This is a genomic window from Algoriphagus faecimaris (assembly GCF_900101705.1).
Taxonomy (GTDB): domain Bacteria; phylum Bacteroidota; class Bacteroidia; order Cytophagales; family Cyclobacteriaceae; genus Algoriphagus; species Algoriphagus faecimaris.
This window is the reverse complement of sequence record NZ_FNAC01000007.1, coordinates 127,709-146,666: the sequence shown is the minus strand read 5'-3', so window position 1 is coordinate 146,666 and position 18,958 is coordinate 127,709. Positions and strand designations below refer to the sequence as shown.

The 18,958-nt window shown below is 40.1% G+C and carries 12 protein-coding genes; 6 read left to right on the top strand and 6 right to left on the bottom strand.

What is annotated here, in order from left to right; translation table 11 throughout:
* Positions 1–404 precede the first annotated feature (404 nt).
* The 5 genes from BLQ57_RS05565 to BLQ57_RS21445 form a co-directional block, all read right to left on the bottom strand.
* Complete coding sequence (locus BLQ57_RS05565) at positions 405–1,709, bottom strand: McrC family protein (protein ID WP_087938233.1); 1,305 nt, start codon at positions 1,707–1,709, stop codon at positions 405–407.
* The gene (locus BLQ57_RS21450) at positions 1,706–4,381 is read right to left on the bottom strand and encodes an McrB family protein (RefSeq protein ID WP_087938234.1); all 2,676 of its coding nucleotides are present in this window, start codon (positions 4,379–4,381) and stop codon (positions 1,706–1,708) included. Before BLQ57_RS21450 ends, BLQ57_RS05565 begins: the two co-directional genes overlap by 4 nt.
* 186 nt (positions 4,382–4,567) lie before the next feature.
* Complete coding sequence (locus BLQ57_RS05555) at positions 4,568–5,410, bottom strand: hypothetical protein (RefSeq protein ID WP_139162667.1); 843 nt, start codon at positions 5,408–5,410, stop codon at positions 4,568–4,570.
* A gap of 95 nt (positions 5,411–5,505) precedes the next feature.
* Positions 5,506–7,518 (bottom strand): alpha-amylase family glycosyl hydrolase, encoded by a 2,013-nt coding sequence (locus BLQ57_RS05550; RefSeq protein ID WP_087938236.1) that lies wholly within the window; start codon positions 7,516–7,518, stop codon positions 5,506–5,508.
* Positions 7,519–7,820: 302 nt separating this feature from the next.
* A complete protein-coding gene (locus BLQ57_RS21445; protein WP_240507750.1) occupies positions 7,821–7,973 on the bottom strand; it encodes a GIY-YIG nuclease family protein in 153 nt (50 codons plus the stop codon).
* A gap of 252 nt (positions 7,974–8,225) precedes the next feature.
* On the opposite strand from BLQ57_RS21445, the gene BLQ57_RS05540 reads away from it, so the two are divergent.
* On the top strand, positions 8,226–8,444 hold the full coding sequence (locus tag BLQ57_RS05540; protein WP_087938237.1) for a hypothetical protein: 219 nt from the start codon (positions 8,226–8,228) through the stop codon (positions 8,442–8,444).
* A 5-nt stretch (positions 8,445–8,449) separates the two neighbouring features.
* The gene (locus tag BLQ57_RS05535; protein WP_087938238.1) at positions 8,450–8,737 is read left to right on the top strand and encodes a type II toxin-antitoxin system RelE/ParE family toxin; all 288 of its coding nucleotides are present in this window, start codon (positions 8,450–8,452) and stop codon (positions 8,735–8,737) included.
* On the opposite strand, the gene mtaB is transcribed toward BLQ57_RS05535, so the two are convergent.
* Positions 8,734–10,059 carry a tRNA (N(6)-L-threonylcarbamoyladenosine(37)-C(2))-methylthiotransferase MtaB gene (gene mtaB / locus BLQ57_RS05530; RefSeq protein ID WP_087938239.1) on the bottom strand — a complete coding sequence of 442 codons (1,326 nt, stop codon included), beginning with the start codon at positions 10,057–10,059 and terminating at the stop codon, positions 8,734–8,736. The genes BLQ57_RS05535 and mtaB overlap by 4 nt on opposite strands.
* A gap of 235 nt (positions 10,060–10,294) precedes the next feature.
* Here mtaB and BLQ57_RS05525 point away from each other — a divergent pair, with 235 nt between their 5' ends.
* From BLQ57_RS05525 to BLQ57_RS05510, 4 genes are all read left to right on the top strand, one after another.
* The gene (locus BLQ57_RS05525; protein ID WP_087938240.1) at positions 10,295–12,457 is read left to right on the top strand and encodes a glutamine synthetase III family protein; all 2,163 of its coding nucleotides are present in this window, start codon (positions 10,295–10,297) and stop codon (positions 12,455–12,457) included.
* A 558-nt stretch (positions 12,458–13,015) separates the two neighbouring features.
* The gene (locus BLQ57_RS05520) at positions 13,016–16,141 is read left to right on the top strand and encodes a SusC/RagA family TonB-linked outer membrane protein (RefSeq protein ID WP_087938241.1); all 3,126 of its coding nucleotides are present in this window, start codon (positions 13,016–13,018) and stop codon (positions 16,139–16,141) included.
* A gap of 15 nt (positions 16,142–16,156) precedes the next feature.
* On the top strand, positions 16,157–17,722 hold the full coding sequence (locus BLQ57_RS05515) for a SusD/RagB family nutrient-binding outer membrane lipoprotein (RefSeq protein ID WP_087938242.1): 1,566 nt from the start codon (positions 16,157–16,159) through the stop codon (positions 17,720–17,722).
* An 88-nt stretch (positions 17,723–17,810) separates the two neighbouring features.
* On the top strand, positions 17,811–18,950 hold the full coding sequence (locus BLQ57_RS05510) for a glycoside hydrolase family 18 protein (protein WP_087938338.1): 1,140 nt from the start codon (positions 17,811–17,813) through the stop codon (positions 18,948–18,950).
* The last annotated feature ends 8 nt before the right edge of the window (positions 18,951–18,958 follow it).

Genomic DNA, 18,958 nt, shown 5'->3' with positions numbered 1-18,958 from the left:
GAAGAAACCTGAGCGGAAACGTAAAAACCTTATCAGATTAGGCGTTGATCATGCCTTTGCATGGAAGGGCTGAGCGTAAAGAAAATATCCGGTGGATATTTTTAGCGAGGAGCCGGCATGTAGGGGAGGTAGGAAAGGAGGATGGGCGGTAGCTCAGAGCCCGATTCTCATCACTACTATTACTCTGTCCCGCCTAAGAAGAAAAGGGTATGAATCGATGTTTTCCTATTACCTCAAAACGCAACCTACAATCCAGTGAACCGCCGTATACAGCCTGCCCCGAACTTGATTCGGGGAGACCCGTACTGCCTGTCCCGAGAATCGGGATACGGTGGTCCCGATTCTCGGGATAAATAGTGTGAGGCGCTCCCCGTCAGAGGAATCTGGCGGGGCCGTCTACACGATTACAGGCTGGCGTTCTTGTTTTTCTGTACATTATCGTTACCAAATGTTAGCCAATTATTAAAGGTTTCGTATATGTTTTTTTGCCATTCTCTAATTTTCGGCTCAACACTTAGAGAAATAACACTGCACTCTTTGTCAATTTCTTTACTCGTTATAGGGTCTAAATATATCCCTGATGATTTTGAAGTATTTGTCCCAGGGTAAATTAACGCAACTCGTTTAGCGTTGTAGTATTCGTGATAGACATACATCTGCCTCAAGTCGTCTGGAGATGGATTATATCCGTTTAAATTTTTCCATTTAGTATCGAGGACAACACAATCAGCTTTGTCTTTATTTACAACAATGTCAGGTCTAATTTTTGAACGATAACCACTTTCAGGTTTCCAAAAATATTTAGATGTTTGGGCTGTTATTGTTATCTGTTTTTCTTTGTGTCTGCGAATACTAATAAAAACGAATTGCTCCCAAAGCTTATTCATATCAAACATTAATGCCAAAACATTATTTCGTCCTTTACTTACATCTGGATGATATTTGAGAAGTAATAATTTAGAAATATCAATCGCCTTTTTATAGGATTGTGTCTTTCTATTAAAGACTAATTTCTCAAATGTGGATTCACTTACTTTGATTTCAGGCATTTCTGGAAAATGTAATAATAATGCTCCGATTCGACTGTGTAGCTCTACATTTGTATTTATTTGTTTCAGTAGTTTTATTGTTTTAAAAAGTATTGAGTGTAAATTATGTTCGACATCATATGTGGAATAACGGGAATAAAATCTTTCTTGATGTGTAATGTTTTGTTGTATATGCTTCCCAAACAGGATATTTCCTTTCAACGCAGTTACGTTACCCTCCTTTTTACGATATTGTTTTACAAGACCGTTGTGTAAAAGATACTCCACTTCTTTTATAAACAACTCAAAGTATAGGTCTAATATAGAGTTTGATTTTAATTTCAATGAACTATTACTGGGAGAGTGGATGTCAAATATTCCAACTGCAAAAAGCATATCTATTAAGATATCACGCCATCTTTTTTTTTCATTTGAACCTTTTAATGAGTTGTCAGCTTTTGGTAACACTTCAATTATTGTTTCGCCAACTTGAATTACACCAACATACTCATTGAAACGAACTCCATTGTGGATAAGGCTATAATATGGAACTCCATTTTCGCCATAATATGATTGCAATGCTTTTAGCCTTGTCTCATCAAAAAGAACTCCATCAATTTCTTGATTCAACTTAATGGCTTGATGCTCAAATACGGTAATATGTTTACTTGTTGAAATCACTTTTTCATTAAAGAATTGATGGCTTTATAAAATGAATCCTGTGACATATTATCAATGTCTTTTACTTTATAGATTGTTCTTTCTGCAAAGCTTGAAGCATCATAATCTTCAAAGTCGGCAAATATATTCTCATCATCTTTTTCGATAGTTTGAAAGAATTCCTTTCCAATTACTAGACCTATTTTGCCATAATCACCAAAGAAATATTCTTGTAATAATGGAATTATCTTGTTTTGAAAAGCAGATTTTAGGTCTGTAAAATTTTTTACAGACATAAAATAACTATGGCCGATTTGATGGTCTTTGTCAAGTAGTTTTTCAATTCTCTTGTTGATTGTATTTAACAAAAGAGGTAATTCAATATTGTCTAAAAAACCGCTGGCTGCTTTTAGTTTCCCTTCATTTGCAATCAATATTGGTTTTGGTGGCATTTCTTCAAAGCTAAACCGTCTTCTTAATGCAGCATCTAAGGCTTCAACGCTTCTGTCAGCAGTGTTCATTGTGCCTATTATGAAAAGATTTGGCGGAACGCCAAACTTTTCTTTGCTATAAGGCAATGTAACTTCTAAGGCTTCATCAGCCCCCAATCGTTTATCTTCTTCTACTAGGGTAATTAATTCACCAAAAATCTGTGAAACGTTCCCTCTATTTATTTCATCAATTATTAAAACAAAATTCTGTTTCTTTTTTGTTTTAATATCGTTGTTTTTGTTTGTTTTAATTGAAGTTTCAAACTCCTTTAAAGCCTTAAAGACTGCAAAATAGTTTGTTGTCCAACCAATGTCCGTTCCAACTTCTCTTAGTTGTTTTACTAGGTTTGTAATTTCATCAGGGCTACTAAATTTTTTGTAAATCCTTTCTAACTTATCTTTTGTAACAGTTTCGGTTGAATTAGCTGTTTCACCAGTAGTTAAAATACTATTATCATCTTCAATCTTGATTAATTTTACTCTTGAACGTCTCGATTCAAAAGTATGAGTTTCATTTTCTTCAAGCTCCGAAATAATTTCTTTTAGTCTTTTAATAAACGCAGAATATAATTCATCAAAATTTGAAATCGAATTTGCTGTAGGTAAGCTATTGGCCGTAAGCTTCTCAGTATTTTTAATTCGCTCGCAAATTTCTTTTAAAATACCGGGAATGACTTTATATATTACTGGTTGCCCTTCAATCTTAGGTTCTATTGGTTTTATTCCTTCAATAAAATCTTCATAACTCATACTTTGATGAAAGGTGGTAAATACAATAAGTCCCTCTTTCATAAGTCTATCAAATTCCTTTTTGATTTCTGTTCTAGCCTGATTTAAATCAAAATCAGGATTAGCTATAGCAACAGATTTATTTATTGTGTTGTAAGTTTTCCCTGTTCCTGGAGGACCAAATAGAATTTGATTTAGAGTTGATGACATAGAATTATTTGATTTGTTTTCTTTAGTATCTGTCGAAAGTTCTTTTTCATAATCAAATTGAGAGTTGAAAAAGGGAATGAATATTTTATTATTTGCATTATCTATTTCGTGTTTTGGAATTGCAATGCAAGTAGAATTGTCATTTGGTGTCCACCATTTCTTTTCGTCTTGATATGAACTTTCATTTTCTGCATCTGCAGTTATTTCATAAGAACGTTGTAGCCAACCTTCTTGACCAAAATCTTCGTATTCGCACTCTTCTGCATCACTTGTTATTTTTCCAATAACTTCAAGGTTGCTATTTCCTCTGCACAAATAGAAATAATCTCCAATTTTCATTTGTTTTGAAAAGGTTTCACCTTGTGTTTGATAAGAAGTTCCCTTGGCTTTTGTATTGCTATGAACTATGATAAGATTTTTATCATTAAAGTAGTTGAAAGCATTTTCACCAATATCTTTACCGCTCATTGAAACTTTGTAAACAGTTTCATCTGCTTTCAAATTAATTTTGAGTATAGAATCCTTTGGTGTTGCACCATCTCCATACACTCTTTTATTAAATAAGCCATCATAATAAGAAAAAAAGGTATTAAATTTATAAAAACCAGTGTCATTAATTGATTTTGTAATGTTCTGAATCCTTGTGACATTGTTTGATTTAGCACTTTTTCTTTTTATGGCTTTATTTTTTTCTAGGATTTCATTTAGGGTTAGCCCCTGAACGCTAATAGTAACACTTGATGAAACTGGGAAGGGTGTTAAACCAGCAGAGGAATGCAATTTTACGTTTTCAAGTTTGTTGCTTGGATTTACAACAACTATTCTGTCATTTACATTAAAAGTTGATTTTAGCTCGTCATATTTATTGTCGCTTGAAAGAATATAGTAGCTAACAAAGCGTTTTGCATTTGCATCATTTATTAGTTGCTGAATTTTGACTTGTTGGGGATGAATAAATGGTTGAAAGTTGGCTTTTACTCTCGAGATAAGTTCGGGGTAAATTTCGTGAAGTTGTAAAAATTGGTCGTTTGAACAAATGACCTCTTGAATATTAGAACATAAAATGCTTTGGCCTGCATTGATTTTTGTAACTTTTCCAATTAGCAATTTGTCTACACCTATAAAAATGGCGTTATCGTTAATTATTAATTGTCCGTAAACATTATTCCATCTGCTGTCAGTTGCATCTTCCCAAAGCACGGTTTTATTTACCGTATCATATTGTTCAAGTTTGCTTATTCTTGTCAGAAGTGTATTTGCCATCTTATCTTGTTGTTAATTGTCTATTTGTCGGTCGTCCTACGCTTGCCTGTAACGGTCCGCGGCTAAGAAACGTGGGGCATTTCGTAGCGATTACTTGTCTGTTAGAATAATAGTTAGTTCGAGGAACAAACCTTTCTTTTACGGCATGGCGCCCCATGTTTTCTTAGGTGCTGTTACCAGCGGGTTTTATTTTATTTCTACCTTTTGACTTGTTTTTGTGACCAATTCATTTGTAAAAATCAAATCTTCTACTCCGACTGATATTTTCATTTCTAAATCAGTACCGTAATCTTTCACAAAGTTGAACTTGGTATTATAAATGGCTTTTCCAGTTCCTTTTCCGTCTGCTGTAATTTCTGCTGATTCTTGATCCATATTTAGTTTAATTTCCTGATATAGGTTAAAATAAGCAAAATCATTATTTATTTCTTCTAAAGTATAAGTAGTCGAAATTATTACATTAACGCTTGCTAAATCTGCCACAGGAATTGTCATAGGTATAACCTGATTGAATGAGTCGCCAATTTTCATTGGCTCTTCTGGAAAAGGAATACTTTGCGTGACTGTTTCTAGAGAGGATTTAATTATGTTTTTTGTAGCATCATTTACTTTATCACTTATTATATTCAAAACTTCAACTTGACCACCTGGTTTGTATTTTCCTTCCACAACCAACCCTGTCATTGGGTTTTCTTTTTCTTCTTTTTTTCCATTTTGTATAGTTGTTGTATTTATGGACTTATAAAGCATTGTATATAAAAAGCTTTCATCATCTTGTTTCTCCCCGTTTTTCATTTCGGTTTGAATTTGAGTTTGAGTAATGCTTTCAATAGGGAAAACAAACCCATTTTCCTTCATTTTCAATATTCTTTCTTCGGGACCTGATACATTCAGGATGTTTTTTGAATCAGTCGAGCTTGATGCAAAATACTCTTTTTCAGGTAAAAACCTTGACTTAAAAATGACTTCCTGACCTTGAGTGCAGGATGTAATTGCCACTAATAGCAAAAGGGAAATAATTTTCTTCATATGTGGTTTTTTAACTCGCTGGTAACTTACTTTTTAACGTACCTTTTTTCCATTCAACCCACCAAATACGGGGGATGAATGCACCTTTCTTAGCTTTAATTAATTTTCTCCATCACCATCACCACTCGGTTAGGGATATAAAGCGCGGCTTCCTGATTCTCGTCGGTTTGGTATTTTACGCTAGCATCCAAGCGCTTAAATCCCCCGAATTCGGGTTGATCGGAATGTAGGTTTAGCTGATAGGTGCCAGCCTCTGGCATTCGAATCGGAAAACCAAAATAGGATTCGGTAGGATGGAAGGAGTACACAAAAACCAACCCGCCACGCTCGTAAGCTAGAATCTTCTTATCCGGTTCTAGGTAGAGTTGTTCACCATGTGGAGCTTGCAAGGTTTGATGCTTGCTGATCAGTGCGATCATCGCCTGATCCCAGGCATTGAGTTGGCTGTAGCGCAGATGCTCGGCATCGACAAGCGACCATTGCCTCCTTGCATACTGATAGCTCCAGTTATTCCCCTCGCGAGGAAAATCCACCCATTCGGGATGGCCAAATTCATTTCCTATAAAGTTTAGATAACCTTCCCCTCCGAGAGAAATGGTGATCATCCGGATCATTTTGTGTAGTGCGATACCGCGATCCACCACCAAGTTTTGCTCCAGCACAGACATCGAGGTGTACATTTCCTTGTCCATCAGCCAAAAGGCCAAGGATTTGTCTCCTACCAGTGCCTGATCATGACTCTCAGCATAAGCGATAGAGCGCTCTTTTTGGGGTCGGTTGCTCAGTTCATGCCAAAGCTCAAAAAGATCCCACTGTTCGTCGGTTTTATGCTTGAGTGTTTTGATCCAAAAGTCGGGAATCCCCATAGCCAAGCGATAATCAAAACCAATGCCTCCGTCTTCGATTTTTCGGCTGAGTCCCGGCATGCCGCTGACTTCCTCTGCGATGGAGATCGCATGGGGCTTGAGCTGATGAATAAGTGTATTGGCCAGTTGAAAGTAGCGAAGGGCTGCATCATCTACGCCTTCGTCAAAGTATTTATCGACCGAATCGAAGGAGACATTACCGTGATGATGATAGAGCATGGAGGTAGCACCGTCAAACCGAAAGCCGTCAAAATGAAACTCCTCCAGCCAATAGCGGATATTGGATAGGAGAAACTGCTGTACTTCCCATTTACCATAATCGAAAAGTTTAGAGTCCCAGCCTTCGTGATAGCCCCGATCTCCGGGATGGAAATATTGATGATCCGTGCCGTCAAATTCGTTGAGGCCTTCATTTACGTTTTTGACCGCATGGGAATGTACGATGTCCATGATCACTGCGATTCCCATTTGGTGGGCGGTATTGATCAGGGATTTGAGTTCCTCGGGAGTGCCAAATCGAGAAGATGGAGCAAAGAAATTAGAGACATGGTAGCCGAAGGAGCCGTAGTAAGGATGCTCCATGACCGCCATAAGCTGAATGGCATTGTAGCCCCCCTTTTTGATTCTCGGAAGAATGAGCTCTTCAAACTCCTTGTAGGTCCCTACTCCCTGTTTTTCCTGTGCCATACCCACATGGCATTCATAAATCAGGGGCATTTGGGCGACTTTTTCTAAGGAAAAATTCTCATCAGACCAGTTGAATTTTTCCTGCGGAAACCAAAGTTGCCCGGTGAAGTCGTGGGTTTCTTCGTCTTGCACTACCCTGCGGATATAGGCCGGGATCCGGTCTAGGTCACGGCCTTGGGCATCGACGACACGAACTTTGATTCGGCTTTGATGGGTAAAGGTGTCTTTGTATTGTTCATAGGGCAAGAAAATCTCCCAATCACCCCGGTGATTTTGTCGCATGGAGTGAGATTCCCTGTCCCACCAGTTGAAATCCCCCATCAAAAAGAGTTGCCGGGCGGCAGGAGCCCACTCTCGATAGATCCAACCCTTTCGTACCGGTTCGAAATGCACTCCATAATAATCATGAAAATTAGCAAACTCCAAGATACTCCCCATGGATTCATTGATCTGATGGAGTGTAGCTTGATAGTCTTCAAAACGTTTTTGGATGGCAGGGGCAAAATCTTGCAGCCAAGGCTCATCACTGATTAATGCTAAGGTGTTTTTGCTCACAAAAAGTCAAAATTTGATTGAGATGAAATTAGGAAAAAATAACAGGATTGAAAGTATGAGTTAAAAAGTTTCGCCTATTTTAATAATTAGGAAAAAGTTTGAAGTAAAACGATTAGGCCTCGGCTTCGCTCGGCCACCATGATTTTGTTTAAGAGTTTGGGGAGGGGAAAGAAAGTGACGAAGCCGCTTTCTTTCCCCTCCCCAATTGATTAAATCTGCAGTGGTCACCGAGCGAAGTCGAGGTGAGTAAAACTAGGTTTTACCCTGACTGAGTTCTTTTAAAGTTTTAAAATCTCTATTTATCAAAGCTTCTTTTTTAGCCCTTGACCATTTTTGAACTTGTTTTTTTCTATTGAAGGCATCATCATTTCGGTCAAAAGTTTAAAATAGACTAGTCTTACTGGAAGGTTCTTACGTGTAAAATTTGCGCCTTCGCCTAGTTGGTGCTGTTCTATTCGCTTCTTTAAATTAGAGGTGCTTCCAACGTAGTATAGTCCATTTCCGTATTTTCCTCTCCCCGCAATAAAACAAGACGAATGGAAACCGAGAGAAGACGAGGCTATTTTGAACCACTAGCAACTGGTACTGCCAACTCTTGGTGGAAAGTAGGAGACTTGACTTTCGAATCGAGTTCGAAGCAATCTAAGTATTTTATGAAAAAAATATTATGCTGGAATTTAAGAGAATATTTGTAGTTTTATTTGTGTATGGATAAGGCAGTAATTCAAAAAGAATTGCACCAATTGATAGATGGTGCTGATGAGGAGCTCTTGAAACTCGTTTATTCGATTTTGTTACCCAAAGATCAGCTTAGCGATCTTCCCAGGGAGCAATTGAAAAAACTAGAAATTCGATATGAGCGTCATATAAAAAATCCAAACGAAGGAAAATCATTGGATGAAGTAAAAGCGAGTTTTAAAAAGTAAGTTAAATGAACCATCAGGTTTTACTTAAGCCTGAGGCTGAAATTGACCTGAGGGAGATTTTTGAGTGGTATGATGGTAAAATGCTGGGGCTTGGAGATAAATTTTTAGAGGATTTTTATAGCAAGATAAATCAAGTTAAAAATTTTCCACATTCATACCAGGTTCATTATAAGAAGTTTAGATTCGCTTTCTTGACCAAATTTCCAGTTTCCATTCATTTTGTCATAGAAGAAAGGAGAGTTGCAGTTTTAGGTATATTCCCCACTGCTGGAAATCCGGCAAATTGGTCCTAAAATTCATGCCTTTCAAAAACCATCTCCGGCTCCAGTACTTCCACATTTCCAGCTTCATTGATTCGGTCCAAGGTTACCAATTTGGTTTCGTTAATTAGCATAGGGTCGTATTTGGCGGCTACGCGAATGTAGTTTTCGGTGAAGCCATGCATTTTTCCATCTACCACATCCTCTTCAAAAAGTACGGTAAAGGTTTTGCCTAGATTTTCCTCATAAAACTTGCGGCGTTTTTTCTCTGATAAAATCCTGAGCATTTTAGATCGCTCGTTACGTTTTTTCATAGGAACTACTCCTTCCATTTCTACGGCACGGGTATTCGCACGCTCCGAATAGGTGAATACATGCAGATAGGAGATATCCAGTTCGTTGAGGAAATTATACGTTTCTAAAAACAACTCATCCGTCTCTCCGGGAAATCCCACGATCACATCTACGCCGATGCAAGCTTGAGGCATCAGGGTTTTGATTTTGCTGACTCGGTCTTCGTAAAGTTCGCGTAGGTAGCGGCGCCCCATCTTTCTCAGGATGGTATTAGACCCGGACTGCAGCGGCACATGAAAATGAGGTACAAAGCGCTTGGATGTAGCTGCAAAAGCAATGATTTCATTAGTCAGGAGATTGGGTTCGATGGAAGAAATACGAAATCTATCAATACCTTCTACTTCATCAAGGGCAAACACCAAATCGGCAAAGCGTTCATTTCGCTTCCCATCCACTATTCCAAAATCACCGATATTGACACCTGTTAGTACGACCTCTTTGACATCGGTTAGGGCGATTTCTCTCGCAGAATCCAATACGGAAGCGATGGTATTACTCCGGCTTTTTCCTCTAGCCAGAGGGATGGTGCAGAAGGCACAACCATAATTGCAGCCATCCTGAACCTTCAGAAAAGTACGGGTGCGATCATTGATTGAATAGGCATTATTGAACGACTTGGCTTCGGTGATTTCGCTTGCGAGCACCTTGGCTTCTTGCTCTTTGGCAAAGTCACCGAGCAACTCATGAAGTCTAAATTTTTCTGCAGCGCCGAGTACAGCATCCACTCCTTTGATTTCTGAGATTTCTACAGGCTTAAGCTGTGCATAGCAGCCGATAATAGCCACATAGGAATTGGGGGAGATCTTTTTAGCCTCTTTGACGATCTTTTTACACTTTTTATCTGCATTCTCGGTCACCGAGCAGGTATTGATGATAAAAATGTCGGGATTTTCCTGAAAATCCACTTTCTGAAAGCCCCGTTCTTCAAATTGCCGGCTGATAGTGGACGTTTCAGAGAAATTCAGCTTACATCCCAGTGTATAAAAGGCTACTTTTTTCACAAATTCCCTCCTGATTTTGAGCAGGCAAAGGTAAGCATTCTCCGATTCTTTTCAATTTTTCTAATTTTCAGGTATAAAGTCTCTCTATTTTCATGGTTTGGGTGGAAATTGAGCGTATTTTTTTGAAAAAAGTGTAAATTTTTTAGAAAACAGGCTTAAAAATCAATCAAATGCTAAATAAGACAAGTATTTTTTTATTTTTGCAGGGGTATTATCAAACCACATATTGTAGAAAATGGCAACACTAAGACAAATGGCCCTGTCCATGGTACAGGGAAGACAGCGAGTGCAGGTCACTCCTCCATCTCCAAAAATTTCAGATTTCTTCGGAACCAATGTGTTCGGTGTAGATCAGATGAAGCATTCATTGGCTCCTTCGGTATTTAAGAAGGTGATGGAAGCGATTGACAAAGGAACCAAAATAGATCCATCAACCGCCGAAGAAGTTGCTTCAGCAGTGAAGACTTGGGCCTTGTCTAAAGGAGTAACCCATTATACACACTGGTTTCAGCCTTTGACTGGATCTACAGCGGAGAAGCATGATTCCTTTTTTGATGCACATGCTGGTTTGGAAAAATTCAAAGGTTCTGCATTAGTTCAGCAAGAGCCTGATGCATCTTCTTTCCCAAATGGTGGAATTCGCTCCACTTTTGAGGCGAGAGGCTACACCGCTTGGGATCCTTCTTCACCGATATTTGTTTTTGAAAAGACGCTCTGTATTCCCACTATATTTGTTTCCTACACGGGAGAAGCACTGGATTACAAAACTCCACTTTTGAAATCGATGGAAGCCATCAATGATGCAGCGCTTCCAATCTGTCAGTTGTTTGACCGAAATGTCCGCAAGGTGAATGCTTCATTAGGAGTGGAGCAGGAGTATTTTGTGATTGATAAGGCACTTTTTGCTGCCCGACCAGACTTGGTGATGGCAGGTCGTTCTGTTTTTGGACATAATCCAGCTAGAGGTCAGCAATTGGAGGATCACTATTTTGGGTCTATCCCTACCCGAGTGAAAAACTTCATGATGGAGTTTGAAATTGAAGCCCTCAAATTGGGTATTCCGGTTTCTACACGTCACAATGAAGTGGCTCCGGGTCAGTTTGAAGTAGCACCGGTTTTCGAAGAAATCAATAAAGCCACCGATCACAATCAGCTCTTAATGGATGTGATGGATAAGGTGGCTGAGAAACATGATCTCAAGGTGCTTTTCCACGAGAAGCCCTTTGCAGGAGTGAATGGATCAGGAAAGCATAACAACTGGTCATTGATTACTGATACGGGAGTCAACTTGTTTCAGCCGAGCAACTCTGCTCGTGAAAACTTACAATTCCTGACTTTCTTGGTCGCCACAGTTAAGTCTGTTTACGACAATGCCGATTTACTAAGAGCAAGTATTGCTTCAGCAGGTAATGATTTCAGACTTGGTGCCAATGAAGCGCCTCCTGCTATTATTTCCGTATTCTTGGGTGCCACACTTACGGAGGTTTTGGATGAGCTGGAGAAAAACGGCAACATCAAAATCGAGAAGGGAGATAACATGTATATGAAATTAGGTATCTCTAAGATTCCTGAAATCATCTTGGATAACACCGATAGAAACCGTACTTCTCCTTTTGCATTCACCGGAAATAAATTTGAGTTCCGCGCCGTAGGTTCACATGCCAATGTCGCAGGTCCAATGACCGCCTTGAATGTGATTGTGGCAGAGACTTTAAAGCAACTAGCCAAGGACATTGAAAAGGAAATGAACGGGGGTAAAGAGAAGAAAATTGCCATCGTCAATGTCTTGAGAAAATACATCAAAGATTCTAAGAAGATTCGCTTCGAGGGAGATGGGTATTCTGAAGAATGGGAGAAGGAAGCTGCTAAGCGTGGTCTTTCCAACCTAAAAGCCACACCAGAGGCATTGGATGTGTATGAGAGAAAAGATATTCAGGCTCTATTTGAGAGACATAAGGTCATGAACCCGCTGGAAGTGACAGCACGTCACGAGATCATGCTGGAAGACTTTATCAAAAAAGTTCAGATAGAAAGTCGAGTGATGGGGGATTTGGCACTCAATCATATCATCCCTACAGCCATCTCTTACCAAAATAAATTAATAGAGAATGCCAATGGCTTGAAAGGTTTAGGTTTGGATCATTCTGCAGCAATCGAGACGATCAAGGATGTCTCCCGACATATCGAGGCAGTGAAATCAGGAGTCACAGCGATGATCGAAGCCCGTAAAAAACTCAACAAAGAAGAGGATATTATCAAGCGTGCTAAAGGATATCAAAAAGAAGTCAAAGAAGCCTTCTTCGATAAGATCCGTTACTCCGTCGATAAGCTTGAGCTTTTGGTGGATGATGAGCTTTGGCCATTGATCAAGTACCGTGAGATGTTGTTTATTCGATAAATCAACTCATTAAAAAGGAAAGCCGCCCCGAAAGGAGCGGCTTTTTTTGTTTAAACGGATGATAATCCTTTTGACTGGATTCAGAATTATTTAAAAGTAATTTGCTTGTTTTTTTCTATCTACAAAAAAATAATTGGTCAATCGGATAAAATCTTCAGCTTAATTTTAAGAAGTATATTGAAAGCTTGCTGTTTTTTAAATCAAAGAGAGTTTAAGTGTTAAAAATGTTAAAGAAGATTTTTTCATAAATCAAAAAATATAAGCTCCATAAGCTCACTTTTAAAAAAAAATTATAAAAGAAAATGGTTTTCATGTAAAAAAATCATAGAATTGTTTTTGAAAGATTTTTCAAATCAATAGCTTTGTCCAAATAGAATAGTGTATAAGGTCTGAAAACCAGAATTAGAAGTGGTTTTTCGGTGTTTTTCCAAGTATAAGTTTTCGTATGGTGTACAAACCCAAATTTTATGAATAAAAGAAGTGACTGATTGTAAAGTACAAGTAGCCCGGTAATCGGGAATTCCAATTCAACTTAATTCAAACCATTTATTTCCAACTATGAGAAAAATTTTATCATTCTTATGGGGAATTTCTTTGATCCTAATTTTTAGTTTCGAAGCACTTGCCCAAAATCGAGTAGTGACGGGTACCGTCACTAGCTCCGGAGATGGCTTGCCTCTACCTGGAGTGACAGTTCTGGACAAAACTAGCCAGACGGGTACGACCACAGACGTGGACGGAAAGTATTCTATTAATGCCAATGCTAATTCTGTTTTGGTGTTTTCTTTTATTGGGTTCACTGCCCAGGAAGTCACGGTAGGCAACCAATCTATTATCGACATCGCCTTAGGTGAGGATGTTTCTGATCTTAGCGAGGTCGTGGTGACGGCTTTTGGTATGGAGCGAGACAAAAAAGCGCTAGGCTATTCCGTGACCCAAGTAGGTGGAGAGCAGTTTACCGAGTCAAGAGCGATCAACTTCGGTAATGCACTTTCTGGAAAAGTGGCAGGTGTGAATGTTACTCCGCCGGCCACAGGTGCTGCAGGTTCTACCCGAGTAGTAATTCGTGGAGGATCTTCGCTTACAGGTAATGACCAGCCGCTTTATGTAGTCAATGGTATTCCGATCGAATCCGGCAACCTAGGTAATGCAGGGATGTGGGGTGGTAATGATTCCGGTGACGGTTTGAACTCCATCAACCCTGACGATATCGAAAATATTTCCGTATTGAAAGGAAATGCTGCCGCGGCACTTTACGGTGCAAGAGCGGCAAATGGGGTCATCTTGATCACCACCAAGAGTGGAGCTCAGCGTCAAGGTATTGGAGTTTCATTTAATTCAAACATTACTTTTGACAACGTATGGGACCAAACCAACTTTCAAAGACAGTTTGGACCTGGTATCGATGGAAGAAGACCGCTGAATCAAGAAGAAGCGCTCAATACCGGCAACAACGGCTGGGGAGCTGCCTATGACGGAGCACCTTCCATTCAATTTGACGGGGTACAGCGACCTTATGCTTTCACAGGTGATGAATTATCCGATTTCTTTGAGACTTCTTACACTTGGAACAACTCTGTAGCTTTTGATGGAGGAAATGAAAACGGAAACTATCGCTTCTCTTTTTCTGATTTGGACAATAAGGACATTGTGCCCAATGCAGGATTTAAGCGAAGAGTAGTCAATGCCAATATCAATGGTAAAATGGGCAAATTCACTTTAAGTGTGTCTGGTCAATACTCTAATCAGTTTGCAAAGAATCGTCCAAGACTCTCTGATTCTCCAGGAAACGCCAATTTTGCAATGCTGGTAAGACCAGGAAACTTGCCATTGGATGTAATGCGAGGTACCACTGATAAGCTGGGTGCTAAGGAAGATGGAACAGAGCTTCGCTATCAATCCAATGTGTTTCAGACAAACCCTTATTGGGCAGCTCATCAGTTTTCAAGAGAGGATGAGACTGATAGATTCTTAGGAAACGCCTCATTGAAGTACGACTTGACGGATTGGTTGTATATCCAAGGTAGATTAGGTGTTGACTTTCAGTCTAGAGTGGACCGCACCTCTGAGCCTTATGGTACTGCTTACAAGCCACTAGGTGATTTTAATTTGACTCAGCGTACGATACGTGAAGACAATGCCGATTTGTTTATTGGATTTAACAAAACCTTTGGTGACTTCGAAATTGATGGTTTCTTGGGTGGTAACCGAATGAGAAGATCTTCTGAAAGCCTTAGAGGTGGAGGAAATGATTTAGTGGTGCCTTTCTTCAGTTCTGTAAACAATGTAAGAGCCCCTTCTATCACCTATGGTTTCTCTGAATTGGGAATCAATTCCTACTTTGGATCAGCCAATATTGGTTACAAAAACATGATCTTTTTGAATGCTACAGCAAGACAAGATCAGTTTTCTACGCTTACCCCTGAGAATAGTAAGTTATTCTACCCTTCTGTTGGTTTGAGTGCGGTAATCAGTGATATGGTGACACTTCCTGAAGTAATCACTTTTGCGAAAATCCGTGGTTCTTGGGGTGAAGCAGGTGGCGGTGCGCCTAATCCATATGCTTTGAACTTGACTTATGGATTGGTCGGAGCAGGTCACTTAGGAGCTAACTTAGGGCAAATCAACAATGGTTCTATTCCCAATTCAAATTTAGGTCCTTATCGATCCAGTGAGTACGAAATAGGTGCAGATTTGAGATTCTTTGACAATAGAGTTGGATTGGATTTCGCCTACTACAACAGAACGACTAGAAATGATATCCTTGCTACTGGTATTTCTGCTACCTCAGGTTTTGGATCGACTACGGTCAACATCGGGGAGTTAAATAACCGAGGGATAGAATTACTATTGAATGTGACTCCAGTCGCCAGAGCGGTGAGATGGGATATTTCCTTCAATTTTGCCAATAATATCTCTGAAGTATTGAGCTTAGGCACCAATGCGGCCGGAGAGCCTATTGAGTTTATTAACTTGGGTAATTCTCGATTGATGCGTGAGAGTATCAGACATATTGTGGGTTATCCATTAGGAATGATCGCTGGATACAAGCATCTGCAAGTAGACGGTCAGCCGGTATATGATGATAATGGATTCCCCGTGACTACTCAGGGGTTTGAAACTATCGCCGAAGGTAGACATCCTATCTCTGCCGGATTGAGCAATACCTTGACTTGGAAAGGATTTAGACTTTATGCCTTGATCGATATCAGACAAGGAGGTCATATGATGTCAGGTACTAATTACTTTGCTTATAACAATGGTTTGCATCAGGAAACCTTAGTAGGGCGTGATGGAGGCCTGACTGTCAGCGGTGTGACTGCCAATGGAGAAGCCAATACTTGGAATATCCCAGCCAATCCGAATAATCCATCTGAATACTTGATCGATCAGTACTGGCAGCGCTATGCGATGGTGACCGAAAATGTCGTTTATGATGCTTCTTTCGCCAAGTTGAGGGAGTTTTCTTTTGGCTATACTTTCCCAAGTACAGTGACCAACAAAACACCTTTCAATAGCCTGTCGCTTTCTTTTGTAGGACGAAACCTAGCTTTGCTATGGTCGAATATTCCTAATGTGGACCCTGAGTCAGCTTATGCTGTGGATGGCAACTCCCAAGGATTGGAATACTTCGGGTTACCGACGAATAGAAGCTTTGGGTTTAATTTATCAGCCAACTTTTAATTGAAACACAGAACTATGAAAATTTCAAATAAACTGGCGGTGATGTTGATGGCAGGAACCTTGACCTTTGCCTCATGTAGTGAGTCAGAGCTCTTGGACCTCAACATTGATCAAAACGCTGCTACAGATATCGATATGTCCTACCTTTTCTCTAGAGCTACTCTAGCAATAGGTGGGGAGTATGAAAACACGAGGATTGCTATGCTGTACGCTTCAACGATGGTACAGCAGACATCTTCTACTGCGGGCTATTTCAGTGGAGACAAATACCTCTACAATGCTCAGTATTCAGGGGCTTACATGGAAGCGCATTATACAGGAGTGATTAGACTCTTAACCCATGTCATCACACGTACAGAGGAGGATCCTACTATGGCCAATGTAAATGCTGCGGCTACTGTGCTTCGGGTCTTTGATCTTCACAGAATGACGGATATCTATGGTGATATACCTTATTTTCAGGCAGGAAAAGGTTTAGAAGGGGAGGAGAATTGGTTCCCTAACTATGATAGTCAAGAAGAAATCTACGCAGCCATGGTTACTGACTTGCGCGCTGCAAGAGATAAATTCTCTGAATCTGCAAGAGCTCTCGGATCCCAAGATTTCATTTATAGAGGCGATTTGGCCAAGTGGAGAAAGTTTACCAATGCCCTTTTGATGCGTATTGCCATGAGAATGAGTAATGCAGATCCCACGACGGCTCAGCAAGTATTTACAGAAGCCAATACCAACGGGGCCTTCACCTCGAATGATGATATTGCTTTCATTCTGTATGAATCGGGTCCGCAGGGTGTCAACCGAAATGGATTGAACGATGGCTACTGGAATACTTACAAGTACTCTAGAGATTGTAAGATCTCAGGTACTATGATGGACTGGATGGACGCCAATAATGATCCCCGAAAGATGATTCTTACAGGTGGTATCGGTGATCCTGAAAATGCGGCTACTTGGATCACGGCGCCCGAGGAGCAAATCGGTATGCCAAATGGCTTCAACTCGACCAACATCGCCGAAGTCGTACCAGATGGAACGCTAGACCGATTCTCTATCGTACCTCAGAATTTCTCCATGCTCAACTTGAAATACCTAGATTGGGAAGATCCTTATTATCTAATCTCCTATGCTGAGGTAGAATTTATGAGAGCAGAAGCTGCAGTGAAAGGCTGGATTTCTACCGATGCCGAGACACACTTCTCCAATGGAGTGGCAGCAGCGATCAATTCTTGGGTATATTTTGACCCTTCTTTTGCAGTAGATGCTCAAGCAACAGCTGCTTACATCGCTGGGAGAGGCTTCGGTGCAGCATCCAATGAGGACAAGCTAAGGCTAATCGGTGAGGAATACTGGGCTTCCACTTTCCTCAATGCCATCGAAGCATGGTCCAACTGGAGAAGAACCGGTTATCCTGCACTGACTCCAACTCAAGACCCAAATGCATTCGAGGGCAATTTTATTCCGAGAAGATTGAGGTATTGGGAAAATGAGATCGGTTCTAATCCGGAAAATTATCGAGCTGCGGTCTCTAGAATGGGCGGAGATCTATTTGCCACAAGAATGTGGTGGGATGGCGGAAATTAATTTTCTGTTAATTTAATTGATGACAGAGGTTTTGATTAGTTTCAAAGCCTCTGTCTTTTTTTAACTTTATCACTTCATGACCAATCTTATGAGACAAATCGTAATCGCATTACTTGTTATTGCTGCTTTCGGGTGTAGTTCAAATGAAACCTTAGAAAAGGACCAAAATAAAAATCACCATATCGTAGGCTACGTTGCTGGTTGGAAAAATATCAATCCCAAAAAGATCCCTGCCGAAAAACTGACACATATCAATTACGCTTTTGCCGATGTGGCAGCGGGAGAGGTATGTCATATTGGTGAAAATCAAAAGCGGGATAGTCTTCATTTTTCTATTTTGAATGAATTGAAACAACGAAATCCCGACCTGAAAATTTTGGTATCCATCGGAGGTTGGACACATTCCAAAGGATTTTCTGATGCAGTGTTGACTACGGAAGGCATCAATCGATTGACAAAATCAGGAATTGATTTTTTGCTGAAATATGAGTTAGACGGATTGGACTTTGATTGGGAATACCCCAGTATTCCTGGTGATAATAATCCCTACAGACCCGAGGATAAGGAGAATTTTGTTGCGATGCTAAAGAGCTTCAGAGCGGCTTTGGATTCGGTAGGAGCAATCCATCAAAAACATTATCTCAGTACAATAGCTTCGGGAGGATTTCGCAGGTATTTGGAAGAGAATGATCTCGGAGAAGCACAGAAATACCTCGATTTTATCAATATCATGGCTTATGATTTTTATACGGCTGGAGACGATGTCACTGGTCATCATGCCAATCTCTTTCCCAATGGTGCTAAAGGAAGATCAGCACAGACTACAGTAGAAGAGCATATTTCCTTTGGGGTGCCCGCCGAAAAAATTGTCTTGGGTGTACCGTTTTACGGGAGAATGTGGGAGCAGGTAGCTCCTCAGGACAATGGGCTTTTCCAAAGTGGAAAATTTAAAATGGGTTTACCTTATCATCAGATTTTTGCTTTGAGCAAAACCTCAACTTATAGTCGGCATTGGGACGAAAAGGCTGCAGCGCCTTACCTGTATTCACAGAAAGATTCGGCTTGGATTACCTATGAAGACCCTGAGTCGATGAAAGCAAAAATGGACTTTATTAAAGAGAAAAATTTAGCTGGAGCTATGTTTTGGGAGCTTTCGGAAGATAATACCCGTCAGCTTTTGGATGTGATCTATCAAGAGCTCGGAGCTCAGCCTACTGAGAAGGAATAAAATTCAGA

Bases quoted from the DNA above. Each gene is read 5' to 3' on its own strand.
- BLQ57_RS21450 (WP_087938234.1), bottom strand. From the start codon at position 4,381: ATGGCAAATACACTTCTGACAAGAATAAGCAAACTTGAACAATATGAT.
- BLQ57_RS05555 (WP_139162667.1), bottom strand. From the start codon at position 5,410: ATGAAGAAAATTATTTCCCTTTTGCTATTAGTGGCAATTACATCCTGC.
- BLQ57_RS05540 (WP_087938237.1), top strand. From the start codon at position 8,226: ATGGATAAGGCAGTAATTCAAAAAGAATTGCACCAATTGATAGATGGT.
- BLQ57_RS05535 (WP_087938238.1), top strand. From the start codon at position 8,450: ATGAACCATCAGGTTTTACTTAAGCCTGAGGCTGAAATTGACCTGAGG.
- BLQ57_RS05525 (WP_087938240.1), top strand. From the start codon at position 10,295: ATGGCAACACTAAGACAAATGGCCCTGTCCATGGTACAGGGAAGACAG.
- BLQ57_RS05520 (WP_087938241.1), top strand. From the start codon at position 13,016: ATGAGAAAAATTTTATCATTCTTATGGGGAATTTCTTTGATCCTAATT.
- BLQ57_RS05515 (WP_087938242.1), top strand. From the start codon at position 16,157: ATGAAAATTTCAAATAAACTGGCGGTGATGTTGATGGCAGGAACCTTG.
- BLQ57_RS05510 (WP_087938338.1), top strand. From the start codon at position 17,811: ATGAGACAAATCGTAATCGCATTACTTGTTATTGCTGCTTTCGGGTGT.